The sequence below is a fragment of the Streptomyces sp. NPDC005761 genome, from assembly GCF_040630635.1.
Classification (GTDB): Bacteria; Actinomycetota; Actinomycetes; order Streptomycetales; family Streptomycetaceae; genus Streptomyces.
Map to the genome: position 1 here is coordinate 1 of NZ_JBEXXX010000087.1, position 8,740 is coordinate 8,740.

The 8,740-nt window shown below is 71.0% G+C and carries 8 protein-coding genes and 1 pseudogene; 2 read left to right on the forward strand and 7 right to left on the reverse strand.

Translation table 11 applies throughout. The features are described 5' to 3' along the window. Positions 1-257: 257 nt before the first annotated feature. The 6 genes and pseudogenes from ABZ434_RS35695 to ABZ434_RS35720 form a co-directional block, all read right to left on the reverse strand. On the reverse strand, positions 258-707 hold the full coding sequence (locus ABZ434_RS35695) for a spore-associated protein (RefSeq protein ID WP_359146152.1): 450 nt from the start codon (positions 705-707) through the stop codon (positions 258-260). A gap of 127 nt (positions 708-834) precedes the next feature. Next, complete coding sequence (locus ABZ434_RS35700) at positions 835-2,004, reverse strand: serine hydrolase domain-containing protein (protein WP_359146155.1); 1,170 nt, start codon at positions 2,002-2,004, stop codon at positions 835-837. A gap of 145 nt (positions 2,005-2,149) precedes the next feature. Continuing rightward, complete coding sequence (locus ABZ434_RS35705) at positions 2,150-2,701, reverse strand: YciI family protein (RefSeq protein ID WP_359146158.1); 552 nt, start codon at positions 2,699-2,701, stop codon at positions 2,150-2,152. A gap of 91 nt (positions 2,702-2,792) precedes the next feature. Further along, a complete protein-coding gene (locus ABZ434_RS35710; protein WP_359146160.1) occupies positions 2,793-4,046 on the reverse strand; it encodes an amidohydrolase in 1,254 nt (417 codons plus the stop codon). A gap of 72 nt (positions 4,047-4,118) precedes the next feature. Beyond that, the gene (locus ABZ434_RS35715) at positions 4,119-4,310 is read right to left on the reverse strand and encodes a hypothetical protein (RefSeq protein WP_359146171.1); all 192 of its coding nucleotides are present in this window, start codon (positions 4,308-4,310) and stop codon (positions 4,119-4,121) included. Between the two features lie 38 nt (positions 4,311-4,348). Further along, positions 4,349-5,109, reverse strand: a pseudogene (locus ABZ434_RS35720) (isocitrate lyase/phosphoenolpyruvate mutase family protein); the annotation flags it as partial. Positions 5,110-5,174: 65 nt separating this feature from the next. Here ABZ434_RS35720 and ABZ434_RS35725 point away from each other — a divergent pair. Further along, complete coding sequence (locus tag ABZ434_RS35725; protein WP_359146163.1) at positions 5,175-5,855, forward strand: winged helix-turn-helix domain-containing protein; 681 nt, start codon at positions 5,175-5,177, stop codon at positions 5,853-5,855. A gap of 131 nt (positions 5,856-5,986) precedes the next feature. After that, positions 5,987-6,445 carry a nuclear transport factor 2 family protein gene (locus ABZ434_RS35730; protein ID WP_359146166.1) on the forward strand — a complete coding sequence of 153 codons (459 nt, stop codon included), beginning with the start codon at positions 5,987-5,989 and terminating at the stop codon, positions 6,443-6,445. Between the two features lie 85 nt (positions 6,446-6,530). Here ABZ434_RS35730 and ABZ434_RS35735 read toward each other — a convergent pair whose 3' ends face one another. Beyond that, the gene (locus tag ABZ434_RS35735; RefSeq protein WP_359146169.1) at positions 6,531-8,555 is read right to left on the reverse strand and encodes a prolyl oligopeptidase family serine peptidase; all 2,025 of its coding nucleotides are present in this window, start codon (positions 8,553-8,555) and stop codon (positions 6,531-6,533) included. Between the last annotated feature and the right edge of the window lie 185 nt (positions 8,556-8,740).

The following is an 8,740-nucleotide window of genomic DNA, read 5'->3' on the forward strand; positions in this document are numbered from 1 at the left end:
ACCCCCTCCTGATTAACCACCCCTTGTACGTTAAAAAAACCACCCACCCCCCCAACGCCTCCGATCCACCCCCCCCCCGGGCATGGGCCCCCCCCCGGAAACTCCGGCCGGGCCACTTCGTGCTTCTCGATGTTCCGCACTCCGGCGACGGACGGGGCCGCTCACCGCAACGGGAACGGCGAGCGCCCGTCGCCGCTGATCACGGCATGACCTCGGGAAGGTGTGACGCGTTCGTCGGCATCCCCCGAACGCCCGGATCAGCGGATTTCCGTGACCCGGTGTTCCTGGCGCGCAGCACAGTTGGAGTTGTCCACGGACACGTACACGTTGGCGATGTTGCCACCCCAGCTCACGCAGTGGCCCCTGCCGTAGACGTAGGCCGGGCCCGCGTACGACGTGTAGTTCCCGGAGTCCCCGGCCCACGCGTCGGTGTCGGGCACGTAGATGTACGTGGACATGTCCTTGGCCGTACCCGGGTTGGCACGGATGGTCGCGACGCAGTTCTTCCCGTTCGAGGAGTTGTACGTCAGGTAGACGGTGCCCAGTGAGCCGACGGGGACCGAGTTCACGGTCTTGTAGGCACTGCCGCACACGCCCTGAGGTGTGACGTTGGGTGCGGCTGAGGCGGCCGTGGCGCCCATGACCGTGACCCCGGCCACCAGTGCGCCCAACGCCCCGCCGACCGCGACATTACGCATGCTTCGCATATTTCCCCCTTGTGTCTCCAGGAGCGGTTTGCTCCCACTTGGTGTGACCCACGGACGGCAGGGATGGTTGTGCCGGGTGCCGTGGGTTCCACCGGACGGGGTACGGGACATCTCATCCCGCAGGGATTCAGCGCTTGCCCAACAGCGCGCAGACGAAGTTCTCCTCCACGGCCCGCAGCCGCTTCAGCAGGTCGGGCTTGTTCGTCTTGTTCACCTGAGTGGTGAGGGAGAACGTGAGCGAGCGCTTGCCGTCCGCGGTGGCGGCGACCAGTTGCGTATAGCCGGGGAAGTTGCCCGTGTGGCCGTACACCACACCGCACCGGGTCGTGTACCGGAAGATCGCCAGACCGGCCTTGTTCTCGCCGGGTCCCGCGGGTTCGGATGCTCCGTTCACCCATTTCAGCTGCTGACGGCGGGTCCCGTCGGAGATCAGCCTCCCCCCGGCGTAACCGCGGACAAAGGCCGTCATGTCCTTGGGAGTCGAGATGATCCCGCCCGACGCCCACACGCTTGACGCGCTCAGCGCCTCGCTGACGTCCTCGGGCGGGTCCGGCGGCACCTCGTAGCCGTGCATGTACGGCTCGGGCATGCGGTAGCCCTGCGGCAGGCTGGTGCTGCGCAGACGGAGCGGGCGGTACACGAGCTGAGCGAGCAGATCCTCGTAGCGGCGTCCCGTCACCGCCTCCGCCATCAGCGCGACGGCGATGTTGTCGGAATTGGAGTACGAGTACCGGGTTCCCGGGCGGAACGACAGCGGTTCGGTGGCCACGAAATCCAGCAGCCGACGGGAGTCGAAATGACGCCGGGGGTCCGCTGTCAGCAGAGACAGGAACTCCGGGTCTGCGGAGTAGTCGGGCAGCCCGCTGGTGTGGTTCAGCAGGTGGCGCAGTGTGACCCGATGCCAGGCGCGCGGCAGTCGGGGGAGCACCTTGCCGATGGTGTCGTCCAGCCGCAGCTTCCGGCGGTCGACGAGCTGGAGGGAGACCGCGCCGCTGTATGCCTTGGCGGTGCTGGCGATGCGCATGTGGTCGGTTGTCTCGATCGGACGGGCGGCGGCGGTGTCGGCGACACCCGCCCGGTAGACATCGGTGCGGTGGCCCCGTTCGAGGACGGCGATCACACCGGGCGGCCCGCCGGGCGCGTCGGTCAGTGCCTGCAACTGCCTGCGCAGCGCGCGGTCGTGGTCGGCGGGGGCGTCGGCGGCCTGGGCGGGGGAAAGCAGCAGCCCGGCCGTGCAGGCGGCGGCCAGCAGGGCGGCGAGGGGCAGGCGGACCTGCGGGGAGCCTGGAAGCAGCACGGAAGTTCTCCTGAGACGTGAGCTCGGTGGAACATCCAGCTTCGCCCCGTGCCCCGCAAGCTGCGCGTGGCCGTGCTCCATCCGGCCGAGACCCGCCGAGCCACCCGCCCCCATCGACGTGGTGCCCGGCGACCGGGCCCCGGGGCTACGAGCGCCGGCCCCCGAACTCCCAGGTGTGCACCTCGATCCCGGCGTACCGGTCCGGTGTCAGGACGGCGCGTGCCGTGTCCGGGTCCGCGGCTCGCAGCAACGCCGCCGTGCCCAGCCACGTCGCACCGTCGTCGGAGAGCAGCGGCCCGTACGCGATCAGCTCGTCGTGTGCGGACGGGACCTCGAGGTCGGCGGCCTCCCCCGCGCCGAGGCCGATCACCAGGTACCGGTTGCCGCCGCTGTGCCCACCGGGGAAGTCCCACATCGTGCGGCCCAGCAGGTTGCGCCACCGGCGCAGCAGCACGTCACGGTAGACACCGGCCTGGTGGTTCGGCTCCTCGAAGGCGAACGTGCGGGCAGCGGCGGGGCCGGACACGTCGACGATGTGGATGCTTCCGGTCGGCGTTTCGCCGTCGTCGGCGAAAGTCGGGCCCCGGGCGATCATCTCCTTCTCGTACTGGTCCATGTAGGACCAGTGCCTTTCCAGCAGCTCGTCACGCAGCGTCAGTGATCCGGGCCGGTCGCGGTGGTAGCAGAGGAACTCCATACCCAAGGATCTCCGAACGCAGGCACGCGGGTCGAGCGGTTTCACCGTGCCGGTGCGCGGCCCGCGTACCGGGCAACCTGCTGCGCCGCTGTCACACTTTGCCGAGCCAGGCCAACGCCGCAACGACCAGCGTCTCCACACCGGTGCTCAGCGTCGGCTCGATGACGGGCGCGAATGCCGAGGAATGGTTGCTGGGCAGCTCGTCCATGCGTCCCTCGGTGAATGCGGCAAGCGTCGATTCCGCCTCCAGCCCGCCCCAGAACCAGAACACCGTGGGCACCCCGATCGCCTCGCCGAAGACGCCCACGTCTTCGCTTGCGTTCACCTGCGGCATCGGCATAAGCCGTTGTGCGCCGAAGTGTTCGGAGAACGCCGCCACCGTCTTCTGCGTGGCCTCCGGCTCACTGACGAGTGCGGGTGCGGATGCGAACCAGGTGAAGTCCGGAGGCTTCTGCGCACCGCTCGTCTGCGCTTCGCCCGTCACGATGCGCTCCACCGCGCTGCGGACCAGGTCGCGTACCGCCGGGGTGAAGGCGCGGATGTTGACGCCCAGTTCGGCAGTTTCCGGGATGATGTTGTCCTTGGTGCCGGCCTTCAGGCGCCCCACCGTCACCACCGCGGTCTCCGCGGGCGGGACCTCGCGGGCGACGATGCCCTGCAGCCGGGTGACCACGTTCGCCGCCATGAGCACCGGATCGATCGACGCTTCCGGCCGGGACCCGTGGCTGCCGCGACCGTGCAGCGTGATGTTCACCGAGTCGGCGGCCGCCATCACCGGCCCGTTGCCGTAGCCGATGAATCCGGCAGGCAGGGGGCCGACGTGCTGGCCCAGGACGATGTCCGGCTCGGGAAAGCGTTCGAACAGCCCGTCGTCGACCATTCCCCGGGCGCCGACGGCCAGTTCCTCGGCCGGCTGGAACACCACCAGCAGGGTTCCGCTCCACTGCCCGCGGGCTCGGGCGAGCAGCGCGGCGGCCCCGGTCAGGCAGACGGCATGCATGTCGTGCCCGCAGGCGTGCATCACGGGCACGTCATGGCCGTCCCTGTCCACGGAGCGCACCGTGCTGGCGTACGGCAGTCCGGTCTTCTCCTCCACAGGCAGCGCGTCGAAGTCCGCGCGCAGCATCACCACCGGACCGTCCCCGTTACGCAGGACGCCCACGACTCCGGTGACACCGACCTTTTCGACGACCTCGTCGAATCCCCCGTCCCGCAGGCGCTGGGCCAGCAACCCCGCAGTTCGTGTCTCCTGCAACGACAGCTCCGGGTGGCGGTGCAGGTCCCGGTAGAAGTCGGCGAGGTCCTCGCGTATGTGCGGCAGCCCGTCAGTCACCGTACTGTCCATGTCCCTTTCCTCCTCCATGCCGGTCCGGGCACCGTACCTTCCGTCCGGGCGGTTCGCGCGGCGGGACGGCGGCTACGGAACGGCCTGGCCCGGGGACACGGCGCGGCTGCACGCAGGGGCCGGAGCGGGCGCCAGTGCCTGGACCTCGGCGTAGGACGGGGCCGACAGATCCGTCGGCCGCTCGTCCCGGACGGCGGTCGCCGTGGTGACGGCCGCCGCCAGGGCCGTGCGGTAGAGCAGCGAGCCGAGGCTGACCCGGCGCACGCCCAGCGCGGCCAGCTCGCGGACAGTGGGGACCGCCGGTGTGTACGGCCGGGACAGACGCGAGGCGGGGCACCGAAGGAGAGAGGGACCGGGTGCCGTCGGTTGGCGGTCGCCAGGTCAAGGAGGACCGTATCGCCCTCGGCGATCTCCCGGCCCGACACCCGGGTGGCCCCGACGGCGGTGCGACGCATGGTCCGTACCGGGGGCAGGTCCCGCAGGACCCGGGACAGCGGCAGTCCGTCGCTGCCGGAGGCGGCATCGACGAGCGCGGCCGTCGCCTCGCACGCCTGGACCAGCAGGCCGATGCGGTTGGCGGCGGATTCCAGAGCAGCCGCGCCCAACGGCACCACCGGCTCATCCGGCGCAGCTGCGGCGACGTCCTGGGCGGGCGCCAGCCGGCCCACCAGCCGGGCCACTGCCTCGTCGGCCTTCGCGTCCTCGCCCCCGAAATAGACTCCGGCCACCACGATCACCGCCTCAGCCACAGCTGCGGGCTGCGGCATCCCAGTGCCTCGGCGAGCGTACGCACCACCCTGACCCGGGCTGCTCCCCCGGGCGCCGCGGCTGCCGCCTGTCGCAGCGACTCGGGTTCCAAGCGGGCCAATTCGGCCTCGACCAGGGCCCGTCGCCGCCGGTGTGGCTCTCCGTGACTGAACCGGGCCACCGTGGCCCGCAGCCAGGCCACACTCGCCCCGGGCGGGCCGGCTGCCGCGGCCGGCCGTTCGGGGACGAGCGCCGGGTCGGCCAGAGCCGACAAGCTGTCCTCGAAACGGTCGAATGCATGGGTCGTGTGCGTCATGGAGCCGACGGTAGGGCTGCGACGGTTCGGTGGGGCCCGAACCGTCGCGGCGGCATCATGGCTGCATGTCCTCCATCTCCGAGACCGCCTCGCTGCTCGCCGACCGCACCCGCGCCGCCTTCTGCCAGGCGCTCCTCGACGGCCGGGCCTGGACCGCGGGTGAGCTCGCACGGAGCGCCGGGGTCAGCGCGTCCACGGCGAGCGAGCAGTTGTCCCGACTCATCGAGGGCGGCCTGCTGGCCGAGGAGCGGCAGGGGCGGCACCGGTACGTGCGGCTCGCGGACCCGGAGGCGGCAGCCCTGATCGAGGCCGTCGCCTCGTACGCCCCCGGCGCCTCCCCCCGCCCGCGGAACCTGCGCCAGTCCGTGCAGGCGGGCGCCGAGGCGAGAGCCCGGACCTGCTACGACCATCTGGCCGGTGAACTGGGTGTGGCCCTTGCCGACGCCATGGTCTCCCGGGGGCTGGTCGCCGACGACGCAGGGCTCACCGTCACCCCGGCGGGCCGGGACTGGCTGGCCGACGCGCTGGACTACCGGCACCCCGCAGGTGCGCGCCGGCCGCTGGTGCGGAGCTGCCTGGACTGGACGGAACGCCGGTCCCATCTGGCCGGAGCCGTGGGAGCCGCCCTGTGCGCCACGTCGCTGGAGCGGCAGTGGGTGCGGCGGATCGGCTCGGGGCGGGCGGTGAAGGTGACCCCGGCGGGGGCGGAGACGTTCCGGGAACTGCTGAGCGTGGACCTCGGCTGAAGCGGCTCGGAGGTGAGCCCGCCGGCGGATTACCTGCGGGGTAATCGACCGCGCTTCCGGTCCCCGGAAGAATCGGGAACAACGACGGGGCCCCCCGCCGGCAGCCCCGATTTCATCGCGAGGAGCCCACCATGGCCGTCACTTCCACGACCGGCGAGCAGAGCCCGGTCGGCACAGCGGGTTCCGTCGCGGCGGCCACCCGGGCCGTCGTGGAGGCGTTCCTCGCGGCAAGGCTGGCCGGTGACACCGAGCGGATCGTCTCCCTGTTCGCCGACGAGGTCGACTGGCTGCTGGCGGAGAACCCCCTCGTCCCGTGGATCCGCCCGCGGTCCACCGCCGCCGAATGCGCAGCGCAGTCGGCGGAGCTGGCGGCGTACACGGTCCCCGAGGACGCGCGTGCTTCCGTCGACACCTTCCTCGTCGACGGTGCCGACGCCGTCCTGATGGGGCACCTGTCGGGAACCGTACGAGCGACGGGCAAGTCCTTCGCAGGACCGTTCGCCCTTCACCTCACCGTCGAGGACGGCCGCGTCACCCGGCACCACCTCTACGAGAACAGCCTGTCGATCGCCGAAGCCTGCACGCCGTGAGGGTCCCCCTGCGCAGCGGCGTGGTCGCACCTCTCGTCCGGCCGTAGCGCTGTTTCCGCTTTTTCGGCACACCTGGTGAGCCGGGTCAGCCGAGGGCCGGTGATGAGAGATGGCGCCACAGGAAGGTGTGCATCAGGGCGTTGTTGTGGGCGGACTGCTCGTTGTCACCGGCGCCCGCATGGCCGCCACCGGTGTTCTCGTGGAGCAGGACCCGGTGTCCGAGTTCGCGCAGGCGTGCGGCCGCTTTGCGGGCGTGGCCGGGGTGGACCCGGTCGTCACGGGTGGAGGTGGTCAGGAGCAGTGGCGGATAGACCTGGCCCGCGGAAAGCAAGTGGTACGGGGACAGGGCGCCCAGGTGCACGCGATCGTCCGGGTCGTCCGGGTCACCGTATTCGGCTGTCCAGGACGCCCCGGCGAGAAGCTCATGGAAACGGAGCATGTCCAGCAACGGGACATGCGCGACGATCGCGCCGAACAGTTCCGGGTACCGGGTGACCATCGCGCCCATGAGCAGTCCACCGTTGCTGCCTCCCGCCGCTCCCAGCATCGCCGGGGTGGTGATCTCCCGTGCGACGAGGTCGGCGGCGACAGCCGCGAAGTCCTCGAAGGCCCGTACCCGCTCGGCGCCGAGTGCCGCCCGGTGCCAGCCGGGGCCGTACTCGCCGCCGCCCCGGATGTTCGCGATCACGTAGGTGCCCCCGCGCTCCAGCCATGCCCGGCCCGTCACCGCGCCGTAGGAGGGGGTGAGCGAGACCTCGAAGCCGCCGTAACCGTAGAGGAGGGCGGGGCCGGGGCCCGTGGGGGCGTGGTCGGGGCCGACGACGAAGTACGGCACCTTCGTACCGTCCTGGGAGGAGGCGAAGTACTGCTCCACGGTGAGACCGGCCGCGTCGAAGCGGGACGGTGCCCGCTTGAGGATCTCCGTCTCTCCCCCGACCTTGCCGTGGTAGAGCGTGGAAGGCTGCAGGAACCCCGACACATCGAGGAAGAACTCGTCGGAGACGTCCGGATCCGTGTCCACGACGGTGACCGTCGACAGCGTGGGAACGTCCCCGAGCGGCTCGCGCGTCCACCCGGAGCCGGGGGTGGGGGTGAGGACCTCGATGCGGGTGCTGACGTCGTGCATCGTCTCCAGGATCAGATGATGACGTGTCCACGCGTGTCCGGCCAGGGCGGTCCTTGCGTCCGGGGTGAACAGGACCTCCGCGCTCCGGTCCCCGGCGAGAAAGGAATCGAAGCCGAAAGCCAGCATCGAACCCGCCCGGTGTCCGAGCCAGTCGGACTTCAGGGTGACGATCAGGTGCTCGCGATGGGCATACGCGGTGGCGTCGTCCGGAACATCGATCCTGACGAGCGAGGCGTCGCGGGTGAGGAGGTACATCTCGCTGTGATGGAAGTCCGTCGAGCGGACGACGAAGTCCCGTTCGAAACCGGGCGTGGAGTCGTGCCAGCCGCCCGCCGCCACGTCTCGCGTCTCGCCCTCGAAGACGGGTCGGGCTTCTTCCAGGGGTGTGCCACGGCGCCATGTGCGGACCGTGCGCGGATAGCCGGAATCGGTGAGGGTGCCCGGCCCGAAGTCCGTCCCGATGAACACGGTGTCGGCGTCGATCCACCCGATCCTGGTCTTCGCCTCCGCGACCTGGAAGCCGTCCTGGACGAAGGTCCGGGTGCCGAGGTCGAACTCCCGGACCACCACGGCGTCACCGCCGTCGCGGGAGAGGCAGACCAGGGCGCGGCCGCAGTCGGGGCGGCGAACCCGCGCACCGGCCCACATCCACTTCGTACCCTCCGTGGCGGCGAGCTCGTCCACGTCGAGAAGAACCTCCCACCGCGGTGTGTCCGTGCGGTACTGCTCCAGTGTCGTGCGCCGCCACACTCCCCGCGCGTGTCCGGCGTCCCGCCAGAAGTTGTAGAGGAACTCGCCGTGTCGCGCGACGTAGGGAATCCGGTCGGGCGCGTCCAGCACCTCGAGCAGGCGCTGCTTCAGCGAGGCGAACCCGGCGGCGGACGCCAGCGCGGCATCCGTCTCGGCGTTCCGCTCGGCCACCCAGGCGAGCGCGGCCTCGCCCTCGATGTCTTCCAGCCACAGGTACGGGTCATCATTCGTCACCACCGAATTGTGCAGGCTCGGCGGGCACAGCGTGTCCGTATCCGCCGCTCGTGGCCTGCGGAGCCCGGCCCCGCTCCCCCGCCGGCACGCCCGAATGGCGTGCCGGCGGGCGGGGGGGGGCGGGGGCTGCCCGCCCCCGGGGGCGGCGCAAACAACCGGGGGCCGACAAGCCCCCCCAGACCCTG